Genomic DNA, 16,938 nt, shown 5'->3' on the forward strand with positions numbered 1-16,938 from the left:
GAAAAACCTTGTAGCAGTTGACGAGCTACAAGGTTTGCCTCCTCTGCCTACAGTGTCCACTCCAGGCCAACGCTCACCGTCCGCGGATCACCCCAGAACACGCCGTTATAGAAACCTACGTTTTCGTAGTACTTTTCATCGAACAGGTTTTTGACGTTCAGGGATGCCGAGACGTGTTCGTCAAACTTGTAGCGGGCCATCAGGTCGACCAGGGTGTAGGACTTCTGAGTGATGTCTTCCTTGAAGGTAATCGGGTTGCCTTTGTCATTTTTCTCGCCGTTCGGGCGATTGGCGGCACGATAGATATCGCTTTGCCAGTTGACGGCCGCCCCCACGGTCATTGCATTCCAGTCCCCAGGCAGGCGGTAGGTGCTCGAAATCTTCAGCATGTTCAAAGGCGCTGCAGTATTCATGCGCTGGCCTGCGGCGTTGCGCGAATGGGTGTAGGTGTAGCCTGCAAGCATATTCCAGTCGCGCATCACTTCACCGGCCAGCTCGACTTCGAAACCGTTGATCTTGTTGCCCTTGCCGCCGGATTTGTAATATTCCTCGCCCTTGGGGCCGCGTGGTACTGAGTCATCGATTTCCGGCACATTGTCCTGCTTGCTCCAGAACACCGCCGTCGACAGGTTGAGGCGCTCCTGCAAGAAGCTACCCTTCAGCCCCAGCTCATAGTTGCTGCCCACCACCGGCTCAAGGTAGGAGTTGCTGGCGTCCTTGCTGGTGGTTGGCTTGAAGATGTCGGTATAACTCGCGTAGGCCGTCAACTCGTCGGTGAAGTCATACAGCACGCCGGCGTAAGGCGTAATCACATCGTTTTGGGTCTGGCTGACTTTCGGGGCAGGGAAGTTGGTGCTGGAGCTTTGCCAGCTGCCATACCGGGTGCCCAGTACGGCATGCCATTGATCGGTCAGGTTAAAGCGCGTGGCCAGGTAGCCGGATTTCTGCTTGATGACGTCGTGAGTCCCTTCAATACCGGTATTGAAATCCTGATATTTGGGAATCGCGCTCATGTCTTGCCAATTGGGGATGTTGTAGTAGTCGTCCGGGTTGAGGTCAACCATCAGGGGCGAGGTGTTGTCGTTCTTGGCCTGGCCATAACCCACCATCAACTCGTGATCACGCCCGAACAAGGGGTAGGTGCCCGAGATATTGACGTCAACGGCGCTCATCTTCTCTTCGCCGATAAAGTGGCTGGCATAGGCCGACATGCCCGTACCATCGGGGTTGGGGAAGCCGCCGCCGGCGTAATAAACCTTACCTTCAGCGTCGCTGGTGCGATGGGTGTAGGCTGCTTTGAGGCGCCAGTCATTGACCAGTTGCTGGTCGAGGGTGGCGAAGGCGGTTTTGTCCTTCATCGGCCATGAACTCCAGGAAGTCGCCAGGTTGGTCGAGCGCCCGAAATTGGCTTTGTCGCCCGAGCCGGTCCAGTAAGGTGTGGTGCCCCAGGAAGAACCCTTTACCTGCTTGTCCTGGTAGTCGTAACCCACGGCCAGAACAGTGCTGTCGCTCAGGTCGGCTTCCAGAATGCCGTAAGCCACTTCGCGCTTGAGGGCGTAGATATCGCGAAACGATTTGCTGTCGCGATAGGCCAGCACCGTGCGCCCGCGCAGGCGGCCGTCGAAGGCCAGCGGGCCGCCCACATCGACATAGCTGTAATAGTTGTCGTAGCTGCCGCCTGAAGCACCGGCCTTGGCCTGCAACTGGTGGGTAGGGCGTTTGCGGATCATGTTGATGGTGCCCGACGGGTCGCCCGCGCCGGTGGTCAGGCCGGTGGCGCCGCGCACTACTTCAATACGGTCGTAGATAATGGTGTCGGCATCGGTCTTCATAAAACTGAAGGTGTTGAGCATGCCGTCAATCTGGAAGTTATTGATGGTGTAGCCGCGGGACGAGTAGCTGACCCGGTCCGAGTCGTTGTGCTGTACCACAATGCCTGTGGTATGGCGCATGGCTTCGGTCAGGGTGTTGAGGTCGAAGTCGTCCATTTCCTGACGGGTGACGACCGAGATCGACTGCGGAGTTTCGCGAATGCTCAAGTTGAGTTTGGTCGCGGTACTGGTCGAGCCCGTGGTGTAGGAACCGGTATTTTCTGTGGTGGCACCCAGGCCCTGGGCTGTGACGCTGGTGGTGCCCAGCTCCAGTGAGCGGGTCGTTTTCTTGACCTCTTCCTGCTCGGTATCCGCCAGTAATTGCGGGCATGCGGCGCTGCTGATGAGGCCGAGGGTGAGGGTCATGGAACGGGTGATTGGCGCGAACATCGCTGCCGACTCCTTGTCGTTGTTATGAAGTTGTTCAGTGCTTCAAACGAATGACAAGGCGCGGAGTTAGGCGAAAAGAGAATTATTTGTAAAGAAGTGTCGGAAACCTGCGGGGCGCGCCGTGCGCCCCGCACGTTGATTATTGCTGGACCACGTTGGCAGGGGCGGGCTGTTTTGGCTTGATCAGGCTGAAGTCGATCAAGGCCTTTTGTGGGCGCGAGTAGGGGTCGCCAATCAGCTGCGGGCGGGCGACAAACGTGTCGCTGACCAGGCTTTTCTTGTCGTCCAGTTCGTCGGCACTGAGGCCCGCCAGGTCTGCCCAGGTGTGGATAAACTGCGAGCTGCTGTAAGGTCGCCCGAGGTCGGCAGCGAAATTCCAGGCATGGTTTTCACGCCACTTGGGCGAGGCCCAGGCCATAAACGGAATGGTGTACATCGGGGCTGTCGGCTTGGCCTCGTTGCGGCCCAGCGTCGCGTGGCCGACCGAGTCGAACACGTCTTCACCGTGGTCCGACAGGTACAGCAGGAAACCATTGGGGTCGGTCTTGGCAAAGTCCTTGATCAGGCTCGATACAACAAAATCGTTGTACAGAACGGCATTGTCGTAGCTGTTGTAGGTGGGTACTTGTGCATCGCTCAAACCGGCGGGTACGCCACTACGGTCGACAAATTTGTCAAAGGTCGGTGGATAACGGTACTGGTAGCTCATATGCGTACCGAGCAGGTGAATCACGATCAGCTTGCGCGGGGCGCTGTCGGCCAGGATCTTGTTGAAGGGCTCAATCACGTCGCCATCATACTGGCGGGCGTTCTGGTTGCGGTTGTTGTTGAGGTAAACCTGCTGGTCAGCCTGCTCGGAGAAGGTCGTGAGCATGGTGTTGCGCTTGGTCATGGTTTGCTGGTTGGTGACCCAGAAGGTTTTGTAACCGGCTTGCTTCATCACGCTGACCAGTGACGGGGTGCTCAGGTACAGGTCGGGGTTTTCTTCGTCGGCAAAGGTCAGCACTTGTTGCAGCGCTTCAATGGTGTAGGGCCGCGGTGTCACCACGTTGTCGAAAATGGCCAGTTGATCGCGCAACTTGTCGAGGTTTGGCGTGGTTTCGCGCTGATAACCATACAGGCTCATGCGCTGGCGGTTGGTGGACTCGCCAATGACCAGTACCAGGGTAGTCGGCTTGCCGGCCTCGTTGTCCTTGAGGTTGGTCAGCGGCGGGATCTTGCTGACGCTGGCGAGCATGCCCTGCATGTTGTCCAGTTGCTCCAGGTAGCGGCGATAAGCTACTAACATCTGCCACGGTACTGCAGGTTCAACACGGCTTTCGAAGCTTTCCATGGCCGTGGCCAGGTTGTCGTGCTTGATCGTCTGTTTGACCAGCGGGTAGCCGATAACCGCCACCAATATGGCCACCGCTGCAGCCCAGGCCTGCATGCGCGGCAAATACACCGGGCGCAGGCGGGTCCACAGAAACACCGCAAAGGCGGTATGTGCCAGGAATGCCAGCACCATCCACCAGGCAAAGTACTGGGTCATGTATTCGCCGGCTTCAGATATGTTCGATTCGAACATGATGAAGATGACGCTTTGCGAGAATTCCTGTTGATAGATAAAGAAGTAGCCCAGGCTGGCCATCGAACAGGCCCACAGCACGACACCAATGACCGCCGCCATTGCCCGGGTGTGCCTGGGAAACATCAGCATCGGGGCCAGCCAGATGGCACTCATCACAAAGGCTTGGCGAAAGCCTGAGAACCCGGAAGTGCCAGTCAGCTGGATAAGCAGTTGGGTAATGCCGGAAAAATACCAAAAGAACAGGAACAGCCAGCCAAGGCCTGCCCAATCGAATCCCTTCGCAGATGTATTACTGCGTTTAAACATCCCCATACAGCGCTCCAGCTGATAACTACTTGAATGGTCAGTGCCATGTAGCCAGGCACAGCACATGAGTACTGCCTCAAGAGTGGGCAGTCACAAAGTGTTTAAGTATCGCCAAGGGGATGTGAAAACTTTGTCACCCATGATCGGGCTGGTAGACATGGATCGGTCTTGTCGCACCTTGAAAATTTTACGTTTTTTGCAGTCTTTACTGCTTCGTCCGTCTGTTGAGTGTATTGAATCGGGAATCTGCCCTCCAGCTTGTGCGAAACTATGCAGCATGTGTCAGGGCTGATCCTGATCGGGCACCTTGGGCAATGCTGCACCGAGGTGCTGTACACCTATTTATTTGTCGTTGGGAGCAACAGTACATGCAGTTGGGAATTATTGGATTGGGCCGTATGGGCGGGAATATCGCGCGGCGTCTGATGCTCAATGGGCATACAACCGTGGTTTTTGACCGCAATACCGACTTTGTCAGCGCTCTGGAACAGGAAGGCGCCACCGCCGTTGCCGATTTGCCAGCGCTGGTCGCAGGCCTGGCCAAACCCCGTGCTGTCTGGGTCATGCTGCCTTCCGGTGCGCCGACCGAAGACACCATCGAGACTTTGAGCGAGTTGCTGGACGCCGATGACATCATCATTGATGGCGGCAACACCTTCTACAAGGATGACATTCGTCGTTCGCAGTCGCTGGCCGAGAAAGGCATCCAGTACGTTGACGTGGGTACATCGGGCGGCGTGTGGGGCCTGGAGCGCGGTTATTGCATGATGATCGGCGGAGACAGCGCTGTCGTGAAACATCTGGACCCGCTGTTTGCAGCGCTGGCGCCAGGCATGGGCGATATTGCGCGGACCAAGGATCGCACCTCTGACGATGACCGTGCCGAGCGTGGTTACATCCATGCTGGCCCGGCTGGCGCTGGCCATTTCGTCAAAATGGTGCACAACGGTATCGAGTACGGCTTGATGCAGGCGTACGCCGAAGGTTTCAACCTGATGAAGATGAAAGGTGGTGAAAACCTGCCTGAAGAGCAGCGTTTTGACCTGAACCTGGGTGATATCGCTGAAGTCTGGCGTCGTGGCAGCGTGGTGTCTTCCTGGTTGCTGGATTTGACCGCCGATGCTCTGGCCACTGATGAGCCGCTGGATGGCTACTCGGGCGCCGTCGCAGACAGTGGCGAAGGCCGCTGGACCATCGAGGCCGCAATGGAGCAGTCGACCCCGGTGCCAGTGTTGTCGCAAGCCCTGTTTGCCCGCTACAGTTCACGCCAGCAAAGCCTCTATGGCGACAAATTGTTGTCAGCCATGCGCTTTGGTTTCGGCGGCCATGTGGAGACGCCTAAAAAATGACCGATCTGTCCAGTAAACCTGATGCCAAGCCTGCGCCGCCCACCACTCTGTTTTTGTTTGGTGCCCACGGTGATCTGGTCAAGCGCTTGCTGATGCCGGCGCTGTACAACTTGAGTCGTGATGGTTTACTGGACGGTGGCCTGCGCATTGTGGGCGTCGACCACAATGCGATCAGTGATGAGGGGTTTGCCAAAAAGCTGGAAGACTTCATTCGCAATGAAGCGTCCAGCAAAGTGGATCATCCTGACGGCGAGGGCTTGAATGCCGCTTTATGGGCCTCGTTGGCGAAGAACATCAGCTATGTGCAGGGCGACTTTCTCGATGACAGCACCTACGCGGCGCTGGAACAGAAGATTTTCGCCAGTGGCACCGCCAATGCGGTGTTCTATCTGGCCACTGCACCGCGCTTTTTCAGCGAAGTCGTGCAGCGGCTGGGCGTCAGCGGGTTGCTCAAGGAAACCCCGGAGGCTTTTCGCCGGGTAGTCATTGAAAAACCTTTTGGCTCTGACGTGCAAACAGCCCAGGCATTGAACGAATGCCTGCTGAGCGTCATGAGCGAGAAGCAGATCTACCGGATTGACCATTACCTGGGCAAGGAAACCGTCCAGAACATTTTGGTCAGCCGTTTCTCCAACGGGCTTTTCGAAGCTTTCTGGAACAATCATTACATTGACCATGTGCAGATCACGGCGGCAGAAACCGTCGGGGTTGAGACACGTGGCAGTTTTTACGAACACACCGGCGCCTTGCGCGACATGTTGCCCAACCATCTGTTTCAACTGCTGGCGATGGTCGCGATGGAGCCCCCTGCGGCCTTTGGTGCCGATGCGGTGCGCGGTGAGAAGGCCAAGGTGATTGGCGCAATCCGCCCCTGGTCCAAAGAGGATGCGCTGAAGAACTCGGTGCGCGGGCAGTACACTCAGGGTGAGTCCGGCGGCAAGCCGGTGGTGGGTTATCGCCAGGAAAACAACGTGGCGGCCGACAGCAGCACCGAAACCTTTGTCGCGCTCAAGGTGATGATCGACAACTGGCGCTGGGTGGGCGTGCCGTTTTATCTGCGCACCGGCAAGCGCATGAGTGCGCGGGACACTGAAATCGCTATCTGCTTCAAGCCTGCGCCTTATGCGCAATTCCGTGACACCGACGTTGAACGGTTGCAGCCCAACTATTTGCGGATCCAGATCCAGCCCAATGAAGGCATGTGGTTTGACCTGCAGGCCAAGCAACCCGGGCCGGGGCTGAAAATGGCCAATATCGAGTTGGGTTTTGCGTACAAGGACTTTTTCCAAATGCAGCCTTCAACAGGCTACGAGACCTTGATCTACGACTGCCTTACTGGCGACCAGACCTTGTTTCAACGTGCGGACAACATTGAAAACGGCTGGCGGGGTGTGCAACCTTTTCTGGACGCGTGGCAGGAACAAACGGACGTGCAACCGTACAAGGCCGGTGAAGACGGTCCTGAGGCCGCTAAAGAATTGCTGGGTCGCGATGGGCGTGTCTGGCTCAACATAGGATGAGAGACGTGAAGCAAAACCCGATTGAGCTGGTGTTGTGTGACATGGATGGCACCCTGCTTTTACCTGATCACAGCATCAGCCCGCGCAACCTGGCGGCAGTCAAGGCGCTGCAGGCCGCCGGCATTCATTTCACCCTGGCTACCGGCCGCCCGCCACGGGCCATGCGCGATTATATCCGGCAGTTGGGGGTTGAGCTGCCGACTGCCGGGTTCAATGGCGGGGTGCTGGTCAACGCCGATGGCAGCGTGCTGCAGTCCCACCATGTGCCGTACCAGGCCGTACTCAAGACACTCGAGTTTTTGGCCGGGCATGACGTTGAGGTCTGGGTGTTTGCCGACGATGAGTGGCTGTTGCGCGACCCGACGGGGCCGATGGTTGCCCACGAGCAGCAGGGCCTGGGTTATGCCCCGCTGGTAGTCGAGAGTTTTGAACCCTACCTGCACCGGGTGGACAAGATCGTGGCCACTACCGGCAATGCACCCTTGTTGGTCGAGCTGGAGCAGCGTTTGCAGCAGTTACTGCATGGGGAGGCCTCTGCCAGCCGCTCCCAGGCCCGTTATCTTGATATCACCGCGCTCAGGGCCAATAAAGGCGATGCCCTTGCCACGCTGGCCGAACACCTGGGTGTGCCTCTTGAGCGCACGGTGGCGATTGGTGATGGCGGCAATGATCCGGCCATGTTCCAGCGTGCCGGGCTGTCGATTGCCATGGGCCAGGCCGATGCGCCTATTCGCGAGCAGGCGATGCATGTCACCGGCAGCAATACTGAAGATGGCGTTGCCCAGGCGATCGAGCGGTTTATCCTGACGCGCTGAAGGGGGCTGTGACAGGTCGTTTTGTCCGTATTTTGGCGTGATCGCGGCCTGCCTGCAGCCTGCAAGCCTTGTTATAGTCCGCCGCTTATCGGCCGGCGACGGCGCCCCGCAAAGGATTCAGGTTATGTCCGATTACCAGGCTTTTCAGGTTGAGTTGAACGGCAATATCGCCCATGTACAGATCAATCGACCTGAAAAGGTCAATGCGATGAATGCTGCGTTCTGGTCCGAAATCATCGATATCTTCCAGTGGATTGATGAAACTGACGCGGTGCGCGTGGTGGTGCTCAGTGGGGCGGGCAAGCATTTCTCGGCCGGCATCGACCTGATGCTGCTGGCGTCGGTGGCCAATGAAATGGGCAAGGATGTGGGGCGCAACGCCCGCATGCTGCGACGAAAAATCCTGCAAATGCAGGCCTCGTTCACTGCCGTCGACCAGTGCCGCAAGCCAGTTCTGGCAGCGGTTCAGGGTTATTGTATTGGCGGGGCGATAGACCTGATTGCCGCCTGCGACATGCGCTACGCCGCTGAAGATGCACAGTTCTCGATCAAGGAAATCGATATGGGCATGGCCGCCGATGTCGGGACACTGCAACGCCTGCCGCGTATCATCGGTGATGGCATGCTCCGCGAGCTGGCCTATACCGGGCGAATGGTCGCGGCAGATGAAGCTCGCGCCATCGGCCTGGTAAACCGGGTCTACAGTGATCAACAGGCGTTGCTTGAGGGCGTTATGGCGATTGCCCAGGAAATCGCCAGTAAATCGCCGATTGCCATTGCTGGCACCAAGCAGATGATCGGCTATATGCGCGATCACCGAGTGGAGGATGGCCTGGAATATGTTGCGACGTGGAATGCTGCGATGCTGCAATCCAGCGATCTGCGCCTGGCAATGACGGCGCATATGACCAAGCAGAAACCCGAATTTCTCGATTGAAGGCTTTGTAACCTGAACAAGGATCACTTGATGACACCGCGTTGGATCACGGCAGTACTGGATACAGACCTGACTGGCGGCTGGGCCGTGGCGCGCGGCCCCGACGGTTTTCTGAATGATGACAATGGCCCGCTGTTCCCTCGCGAATGGCTCAAACGCCAGAACTTGCCGGTACTGGCCGAGCATGGCATCGGCCACCTCGACGGCGAGCCGGTATATTTGCTGGAGCTCAAGGGCGCCGCTCAGGTAGAGGGCTGCCATTGGCAGGGCTTGCGCGCCTTTATGCTGGGCGACGACCACACGCTTTATAAAGTGCTGGGTTATGCCGCGCAAATCGGCACCTGGGCTCGTGAACATCGTTTTTGCGGCAGTTGCGGGCAGGCCATGACGCAGGTGTCAAGGGAGCGGGCGATGTACTGCGCTACCTGTGACTTGCGCAGTTACCCGCGCATATCGCCGAGCATGATCGTGTTGATTACCCGTGGTGATGAAGTGCTGCTGGCCCGTTCGCCGCGCTTTGTGCCGGGGGTTTACAGCACCCTGGCGGGCTTCGCCGAGCCAGGCGAGTCGGCCGAGGATTGCCTGATTCGTGAAGTGCGCGAAGAAGTGCAGCTGGAGGTCAGGAACATCCAGTATGTGGGCAGCCAGTGCTGGCCGTTCCCGCACTCGATGATGCTGGGGTTTCACGCGGAATATGCCGGGGGCGAGATTGTGCCCCAGGCCGATGAGATAGAAGATGCGCAGTGGTTCAATGTGCATCAATTACCGCCGTTGCCGGCGTCGCGCTCGATTGCGCGCTATCTTATCGACCTGTATGTGGCGCGTCGCTTAGGCCATGCCGAACCAGTGCTGCCAGGCTAGGCGCACGGTCAGGCCCAGGACCACGGTAATAAATACCGGACGAATAAACTTGGCGCCGCCGCTGATCGCGCTGCGGGCGCCAAAGTAAGCGCCGACCATCACTGCAAAGCCCATGGTCAGGCCGATTATCCAGTCCACATGCCCGGAAAAGATAAACACCGACAGCGCTGCAATGTTGCTGACGAAGTTCATGCTGCGGGCCACGCCGCTGGCCTTCACCAGATCGATGGGGTACATCAGCATGCTGCTGACAGTCCAGAACGCACCGGTGCCCGGGCCGGCCACGCCATCATAGAACCCCAGGCCCAGACCCTGCGGCAATTGCCATTTCTTTTTGATCGGCGCGTCGTTGTCGACGGGTGTTTTTGGGGTGCCGCCAAACAACAGGTAAATCCCGCAACCGAAGACAATCACCGGCAGCATCTTGTTGAGCCACTCTGCGGGCATGTAATGGGCGGCAGTTGCGCCAATCAGGCTGCCGACCAGGGTGCCGAAAATGGCCAGTTTCCACTCGCGGGGATGGAACAGTTTGCGACGGTAGAAGGTAAGGCTCGCCGTGGCTGCGCCGAAGGTCGAACTGAGTTTGTTGGTCCCCAGCACAAGATGTGGCGGCAAGCCTGCGGTGAGCAGGGCAGGGGTGGTGAGCAAGCCGCCACCACCTGCGATGGCATCGATAAAACCGGCAACAAAAGCAACGGCGGCCAGAATGGCGAGGGTGGTCAAATCTACGCTGAGTTCAAAAGGCATGGGATCGACTTAATTCGGCGGGACGTACAGCGCAGGCGCGCGGGAAGGACGTCATCTTACCGATAAGCGAGAACAGCGGCGATAGGGCTTTTGTGATTGCCCGACGGCGCCATGAACGATCATGGGGATCGTTTGGCGCTATGGTCAGGCAATTGCGTCAGCGGGTGTTCTATTAATAGACGAGAGCGTCGGCATCCATCCGCCGGACGTTGACTGATAGTGCACCGAGCTTGATCAGCCGGGTGCGGGTGACGTTGCGACTCAAGCCCAGCAATTTGGCCGTGTGCACCTGGTTATGATGGCAAAATTCATAAGCGCTGCGCAGCAGGGTGTCTTCGACGGTTTCATGCAGGGCTCCCGGTTCTTCTTCGAAAAGCTTGCGAAATGCGCGCTGCAACAGATCCCGGGTAGTGTGTTGAACCGGTTGTTGCGTCAGCAAGTCCTGGCGCCTGCTTCGTGACTGGGACAGGCGCAGGTCCTGCACCGTGATGGTCTGGTTGCGGCACAGCAGCAGGCTGTGGTGCACGACGTTTTCCAGCTCGCGAATATTGCCCTGCCAGGGGTGATGCACCAGGACTTGCTCGGCGCACTCGCTCAGGGCCGTTGGCCCGTGGGGCAGGCGTTGGCGATAGGTTTTCAGGAAGTGGCGGGCCAGCGGCAGAATATCTCCAGGTCGCTCGCGCAAGGGCAGCAACGCAAGGCTGACAACATTCAGGCGGTAGTAGAGATCCTCGCGGAAATGTCCGGCATCGATGGCCTGCTCCAGGTTGACGTTGGTGGCAGCCAGCACCCGAACGTTGATCGGGGTGCTTTTGCGCGAACCCAGCCGCACAACCTCTTGTTCTTGCAGGACGCGCAACAGCTTGACCTGGATGGCCAGCGGCAAGTCGCCGATTTCATCCAGAAACAACGTGCCGCCATCGGCCTCTTCAAACCAGCCGGATTTTGCACTCAGGGCGCCCGTGAAAGCACCTTTTTCATGGCCGAACAACTCAGCCTCAACCAGTGACTCGGCAAACGCCCCGCAGTTGACCGCCACGAATGGCTGCTGGTGCCGGTGGCTGAGCTGATGGATATGGCGTGCAACGAGCTCCTTGCCGGTGCCGGTTTCTCCAATGATCAGCACACTGGCATCACTGGGGGCAATTTGTTGCAAGTGCGTCAACAGCGCTTTGGACGCTGGGTCTTCAAATACTTGGGCCGTGGCGCGTATGGACGTGGCCAGTGCCGGGGTGGCAGGTAATGTTAAAAGCTGCATTGACAGCTCCTTTTAACAGGGGCTCTGCCCACAAAAGGAAAGCCGGAGGCAGCTTTATAAAGTTATTTTGTTATTCCGTAAACTAACCTAATTCCATATTTATATATCGATATTGCATATCGGACTTGCATCGCGACGTGTTTTTAGCGCTTTATAAGACACTGCTTTCCAGGCCTCCTTAATTTAGGATTGAGCCTGGGAGGGTTTTCTCTTATTTACCTGTTTTCACCCGGCTCAATCAGTTATTTCTAACGGCCGCATTTTCAAGTGGTCTCATTAATCCTCAATCAGGGACGCCCTGATTCAGGAAAGCGCTCAGTGGATTTGAACAATGAACAAGCGACCTCTTTATTTCGATTACGCGGCCACCACTCCCGTGGACGCTCGTGTCATCCAGGTGATGGTCGAATGCCTGGGCTTTGAAGGCAACTTTGGCAATCCAGCTTCCGGCTCCCACGTCTTTGGTCAGCAAGCCCGGCATTCGGTAGAACTGGCCCGAGAGCAGGTCGCGCAACTGATCAATGCCAGGCCGGAGCAGATCATCTGGACCTCGGGCGCTACCGAGTCCAACAACCTGGCCCTGAAAGGTGTGGCACAGGCCGGTGGCCAGTTGCGCGGGCATATCATCACCAGCCAGATCGAGCACAAAGCGGTGCTGGATACCGCGCGTTTTTTACAGGATGCAGGCTTTGACGTGACCTACCTGGCACCTGATGCCAACGGGCTTGTCAGCGCTGATCAGGTCAGCGCCGCCCTGCGGGCAGATACGCTGCTGGTGTCGCTGATGCTGGTCAACAATGAACTGGGGACGGTGAATGACATCCCGGAGATTGGCCGTCGCGTGCGCGAGCATGGTGCGTTGTTTCACGTAGATGCTGCGCAAGGTGCAGGCAAAGTAGCCATCGACCTGAATGAGTGGGCCGTCGATCTGATGTCGTTTTCGGGGCACAAGATTTATGGCCCCAAAGGTATCGGCGCGTTGTATGTGGGCTCGCGGGCACAGGATCGCTTGCAGGCGCAGATTCACGGTGGTGGGCATGAGTCCGGTTTGCGCTCTGGAACGCTGGCGACGCATCAAATTGCCGGTATGGGCGCAGCTTTTGCATTGGCCAATCAGTCGTTTGCCGAAGAGCTGGAGCATATTCGTGAATTGCGTCAGCGTTTGCTTGCACAACTGGCCGATGTGCCGGGCCTGCAATGCAATGGTTGTCCGACCCAACGTATTCCTCATACCTTGAGCCTGACCTTCAGCGAAGGACACTTTAACAGCGCTGTCTTGAGTAGCGAGCTGGCGTACTCGGCAACGTCGGCATGCAACTCGGCCAGCAATGCGCCTTCCCATGTGCTGCTGGCGCTGGGGCATGATGCACGCCAGGCCGGGCGTACCATCCGCCTGAGCCTTGGCCGCTTCACCCGCGAGCAGGACATCGATGTAGCTGCAAAGGCAATCAAGGCTTGCGTAGCAGCGCCCGCACCTTTTTGGGCGGTTGCCCAACCTTGATGGCTGATCCATCATCAGCGACGAATAATAATTACCAGTGACTGGCAGGAGAATAAATGAGTACTCAGGTGTTGAATTCGGGGTCTGTTGTGGAGCGTTTGAAACGCACCCGGGCAGTGATGAGCCAGCACGGGATCCATGCGCTTCTCGTGCCTTCGGCCGATCCCCATCTTTCGGAGTACTTGCCTGCCTACTGGCAGGGCCGTCAGTGGCTGTCAGGCTTTTACGGTTCAGTGGGCACATTGATTGTCACACCGACCTTCGCCGGCGTGTGGGCTGACAGCCGTTACTGGGAGCAAGCGGGCAAAGAGCTCAGTGGCAGCACCATTGAACTGGTCAAACTGTTGCCCGGGCAGCCGGGTCCTCTGGAGTGGCTGGCTGAACAAACGCCAGAAGGTGCAACGGTTAGCGTTGATGGCGCCGTTCTTGCCCTGGCTTCAGCACGAACCCTTGAAAGCCGGCTCAAGGAGCGCGGTGCAACCTTGCGCACGGATATCGATTTGCTTGGCCTTGTCTGGCAGGATCGGCCAACACTGCCGGTGCAGCCGGTGTATGAGCACTTGCCACCACAAGCGACGGTCAGTCGGGTCGACAAGCTCCAGCAGTTGCGCGAAACACTCAAGCAGCGCAAAGCAGACGCGCATTTCATTGCAACCCTGGATGACATCGCCTGGTTGTTCAACTTGCGTGGCTCGGATGTCTCTTTCAACCCTGTATTCGTGTCGTTTGCATTAATCGAGGAGGCCCGGGCTACCTTGTTTGTCGATCTGCACAAGGTCAGTGCCGAACTGCGTGGCACCCTGGCCCGCGAAGGCATAGAGCTGTGCGACTACACCGGGATCAATGCGGCGCTGGCGTCCTTGCCGGCCACTACCCGGTTGCTGGTAGACCCTGTCCGCGTGACCTGTGGGCTGATCGGCCACCTGAAGCCTGAAGTGAAGCTGGTTGAGGGTTTGAACCCTACGACCCTGTCCAAGTCGCAAAAGAGTCTTTATGACGCCGTTCATATTCGCCAGGCCATGGAGCAGGATGGTGCTGCGCTGTGTGAGTTTTTTGCCTGGCTGGAAACGGCTTTTGGGCGTGAGCGCATTACCGAACTGACGATTGATGAACAGCTGACCGCGGCCCGTGCCCGTCGTCCCGGGTTTGTATCACTGAGTTTCAACACCATTGCTGCGTTTAATGCCAATGGCGCAATGCCCCATTACCATGCCACCGAACAAGAACATGCAGTCATTGAAGGTGACGGCTTGCTGTTGATTGACTCGGGCGGGCAGTACCTGGGGGGCACGACCGATATCACGCGCATGGTTCCCGTCGGTACGCCGACCGATGAGCAAAAACGTGACTGCACCCGTGTACTAAAAGGCGTGATCGCTTTGTCTCGTGCTCGCTTTCCAAAGGGCGTCCTCTCGCCTTTGCTGGACTCGATTGCCAGGGCACCGATCTGGGCTGAAAACGTCGATTACGGGCACGGCACTGGGCATGGCGTCGGTTACTTCCTGAACGTGCACGAAGGGCCACAGGTTATCGCCTATCAGGCTGCACCGGCGCCGCACACGGCAATGCAGCCGGGGATGATTACCTCGATCGAGCCGGGGACATACCGTCCGGGTCGTTGGGGGGTGCGCATCGAAAACCTGGTGTTGAACCGGGAAGCGGGTGATTCGGAGTTTGGAGTGTTTCTGAAGTTTGAAACCCTGACGCTATGTCCGATTGACACTCGCTGTCTGGAACCGTCATTGCTGACGCGTGAGGAGGTCGAGTGGCTTGACGGCTACCACGCCCAGGTTCTCGAGCGTTTGAGTCCGCTGCTTGCAGGCGCCGCTCTGGAGTGGTTGCAGGTTCGTACGGCACCCGTCGCGATCAAGCGCTGATCTTGATGCCATGCTGCCGGTCGGGTCGACAGCATGGCAACAGGTGTTACTACCTGCAGATGACAATCATGCTGCGACTGGTATAACCCGCAGGGTTAAGGCCGAACGGGTAGTCCCCTGGCTCTTCGGCCGCATCACCCGATTTGGCAATCACCCGGTATCCCTTGGTGCCGCAAGACTTGTCGGCTTCGGCATAGCATTTGTTCCACGAGGAGGACAATCCCGAACAATTGATATGCAGGCCTCGCTTGCCATGCTTGACGGAGGTTTCGGAGGTTGCAGCGCAGCCGGTTAAAGCAAGTACGGCTAAAGCTACCAAAATACGTTTCATTCCTGTCCTTAAGCGTTTGCATCGGGTTTACGGGATACGCATGTGTGAGGCTGCCTGTCCGTGGCCCCTGTAGATGTCCGTATCCTGAATCGGCCTGATGAATCTGGAGTGACAAACATCCCTTAAATGAGAGTCAATTACAATAACTGTGTCAACTGGCGTCTTTTTTGTCAGTAGCAACAGGTGTGGAATGGTTGCGCATGGTTAAAGTCGCCCCGATCGAAGCCATGATGATGCAGGAAATGGCCATCCATTGCGTAAATGACAAGATCTCATTCAGAAACAACAGGCCCGACAGTGCTCCGAAGGCGGGTTCTATGCTCATCAGTGTGCCAAATGTTCGAGTTGGCATGCGTGTCAGGGCAATCATCTCAAGTGTGTAGGGCAGAGCGGTGGACATAAGGGCTACGCCAATGGCTATGGGAATCAGGCCTGGAGTCAATAATGCGGCGCCAGCGTGGTACACACCTATAGGTGCGAAAAAAAGTGCTGCAATAATTACGCCTAAAGCAGCGGTCTGCACGCCATTATCCGCTCCGGCCCGTTGCCCATAAAGAATGTACAGTGCCCAGCAGACCCCGGCGCTCAACGCGTAACCCGCGCCGACAGGGTCGATTCCTTGCGTGCTTTCACCAAAGGGTATGAGTAGCAGCAGTCCGGTGATTGCCAGACCTATCCATATGAAGTCGATCGGCCGGCGGGAGGTGTAAATAGCCACGGCCAAAGGTCCCGTGAACTCAAGGGCCACAGCAATACCCAGCGGAACGCTGCGCAATGACATATAGAAGAGGAAATTCATCCCCCCCAGTGCTATCCCGTAAACAATCACGGTTTTTAAGGATTTTGCGCTGAGCCTGGCTCTCCAGGGGCGCAGTATCAGAAACATGATAATGCTGGCGAATGCCAGGCGCAGACTGGTTGTTCCTTGGGCGCCAATGATGGGGAACATGCTTTTAGCCAGCGATGCACCCGATTGGATCGAAGCCATGGCAATAAGCAGCAAGCCAACAGGGAAAAGCGTCGCCATCAGGTTGCGGGGGAGCTTTGTCATTACGGAGTGTGCCTGGGTTTGAGGGGCTTTAAGGCAGGCATGATGCTTAACTGATTGAGAATGTGCAATATAGTGCGCAACTTCTGGCGTTTTTCACGCTATAGGCGCTTACAGATCAATAGTTTCGATTAATGCTTGACTCGGAATTGTAACTGTCTATAATTCGCCCCACTTCCGGCGCAGTCGAAACGGAAAACTCCTTGGGTTTCAATGAGTTGGATGGTTTTCGGCGGTGTCAGCTTCAAGTCATCGAAGCAGGAAATGAGGTGTTGACAGCAGCGTGTAACGCTGTAGAATTCGCCTCCCGCTAACGAGAGATCGAAAGCGCAAGTGGTTGATGTTACAAGGGAAACTTTGAAAACATCTTAAAATAACTGCTTGACAGATACAGAGGCTGCTGTAGAATGCGCGCCTCGGTACAGCGAATAGCTGACCAACCGCTCTTTAACAATTGAATCAAGCAATTCGTGTGGGTGCTTGTGGAGTCAGACTGATAGTCAACAAGATTATCAGCATCACAAGTTACTCCGCGAGAAATCAAAGATGTAACCAAC

The 16,938-nt window shown here is 57.0% G+C and carries 13 protein-coding genes; 7 read left to right on the top strand and 6 right to left on the bottom strand.

Annotation, left to right across the window (positions count from 1 at the left end):
• Positions 1-47: 47 nt before the first annotated feature.
• Both EQV96_RS10195 and EQV96_RS10200 read right to left on the bottom strand, forming a co-directional pair.
• Positions 48-2,261, bottom strand: coding sequence for a TonB-dependent siderophore receptor (locus tag EQV96_RS10195; RefSeq protein WP_240881944.1), 2,214 nt, complete (start codon positions 2,259-2,261; stop codon positions 48-50).
• 139 nt (positions 2,262-2,400) lie between these two features.
• Positions 2,401-4,143 (bottom strand): phosphoethanolamine transferase CptA, encoded by a 1,743-nt coding sequence (locus EQV96_RS10200; protein ID WP_095001648.1) that lies wholly within the window; start codon positions 4,141-4,143, stop codon positions 2,401-2,403.
• Positions 4,144-4,505: 362 nt separating this feature from the next.
• Between EQV96_RS10200 and gnd the strand changes: the two genes are divergently transcribed.
• The 5 genes from gnd to nudC all read left to right on the top strand — a co-directional run bounded on the left by gnd (position 4,506) and on the right by nudC (position 9,619).
• Positions 4,506-5,486, top strand: coding sequence for a phosphogluconate dehydrogenase (NAD(+)-dependent, decarboxylating) (gene gnd, locus EQV96_RS10205; protein ID WP_095001647.1), 981 nt, complete (start codon positions 4,506-4,508; stop codon positions 5,484-5,486).
• Positions 5,483-7,006 (top strand): glucose-6-phosphate dehydrogenase, encoded by a 1,524-nt coding sequence (zwf, locus tag EQV96_RS10210; RefSeq protein WP_240881947.1) that lies wholly within the window; start codon positions 5,483-5,485, stop codon positions 7,004-7,006. Before gnd ends, zwf begins: the two co-directional genes overlap by 4 nt.
• Positions 7,003-7,821 carry an HAD family hydrolase gene (locus tag EQV96_RS10215; RefSeq protein ID WP_153381242.1) on the top strand — a complete coding sequence of 273 codons (819 nt, stop codon included), beginning with the start codon at positions 7,003-7,005 and terminating at the stop codon, positions 7,819-7,821. Before zwf ends, EQV96_RS10215 begins: the two co-directional genes overlap by 4 nt.
• 124 nt (positions 7,822-7,945) lie before the next feature.
• Positions 7,946-8,758, top strand: a complete 813-nt coding sequence (locus EQV96_RS10220) for a crotonase/enoyl-CoA hydratase family protein (RefSeq protein WP_095001645.1) — start codon at positions 7,946-7,948, stop codon at positions 8,756-8,758.
• 30 nt (positions 8,759-8,788) lie between these two features.
• The gene (gene nudC, locus EQV96_RS10225) at positions 8,789-9,619 is read left to right on the top strand and encodes an NAD(+) diphosphatase (RefSeq protein ID WP_095020880.1); all 831 of its coding nucleotides are present in this window, start codon (positions 8,789-8,791) and stop codon (positions 9,617-9,619) included.
• On the opposite strand, the gene EQV96_RS10230 is transcribed toward nudC, so the two are convergent.
• A complete protein-coding gene (locus EQV96_RS10230; protein ID WP_095001643.1) occupies positions 9,587-10,366 on the bottom strand; it encodes a TSUP family transporter in 780 nt (259 codons plus the stop codon). The genes nudC and EQV96_RS10230 overlap by 33 nt on opposite strands.
• A gap of 172 nt (positions 10,367-10,538) precedes the next feature.
• Positions 10,539-11,624, bottom strand: coding sequence for a sigma-54 dependent transcriptional regulator (locus EQV96_RS10235; RefSeq protein ID WP_240881949.1), 1,086 nt, complete (start codon positions 11,622-11,624; stop codon positions 10,539-10,541).
• A 331-nt stretch (positions 11,625-11,955) separates the two neighbouring features.
• On the opposite strand from EQV96_RS10235, the gene EQV96_RS10240 reads away from it, so the two are divergent.
• A complete protein-coding gene (locus EQV96_RS10240; RefSeq protein ID WP_240881951.1) occupies positions 11,956-13,125 on the top strand; it encodes an aminotransferase class V-fold PLP-dependent enzyme in 1,170 nt (389 codons plus the stop codon).
• A gap of 56 nt (positions 13,126-13,181) precedes the next feature.
• Positions 13,182-15,002 carry an aminopeptidase P family protein gene (locus tag EQV96_RS10245; protein ID WP_240881953.1) on the top strand — a complete coding sequence of 607 codons (1,821 nt, stop codon included), beginning with the start codon at positions 13,182-13,184 and terminating at the stop codon, positions 15,000-15,002.
• A 49-nt stretch (positions 15,003-15,051) separates the two neighbouring features.
• Here the strand turns inward: EQV96_RS10245 and EQV96_RS10250 are convergent, their stop codons facing one another.
• Positions 15,052-15,333 (bottom strand): hypothetical protein, encoded by a 282-nt coding sequence (locus tag EQV96_RS10250; protein WP_095001639.1) that lies wholly within the window; start codon positions 15,331-15,333, stop codon positions 15,052-15,054.
• Positions 15,334-15,484: 151 nt separating this feature from the next.
• Positions 15,485-16,384 carry a threonine/homoserine exporter RhtA gene (gene rhtA / locus EQV96_RS10255; protein ID WP_095001638.1) on the bottom strand — a complete coding sequence of 300 codons (900 nt, stop codon included), beginning with the start codon at positions 16,382-16,384 and terminating at the stop codon, positions 15,485-15,487.
• Positions 16,385-16,938 lie beyond the last annotated feature (554 nt).

This window comes from Pseudomonas sp. TMW22080 (genome assembly GCF_022496745.1).
GTDB classification, from domain to species: domain Bacteria; phylum Pseudomonadota; class Gammaproteobacteria; order Pseudomonadales; family Pseudomonadaceae; genus Aquipseudomonas; species Aquipseudomonas bubulae.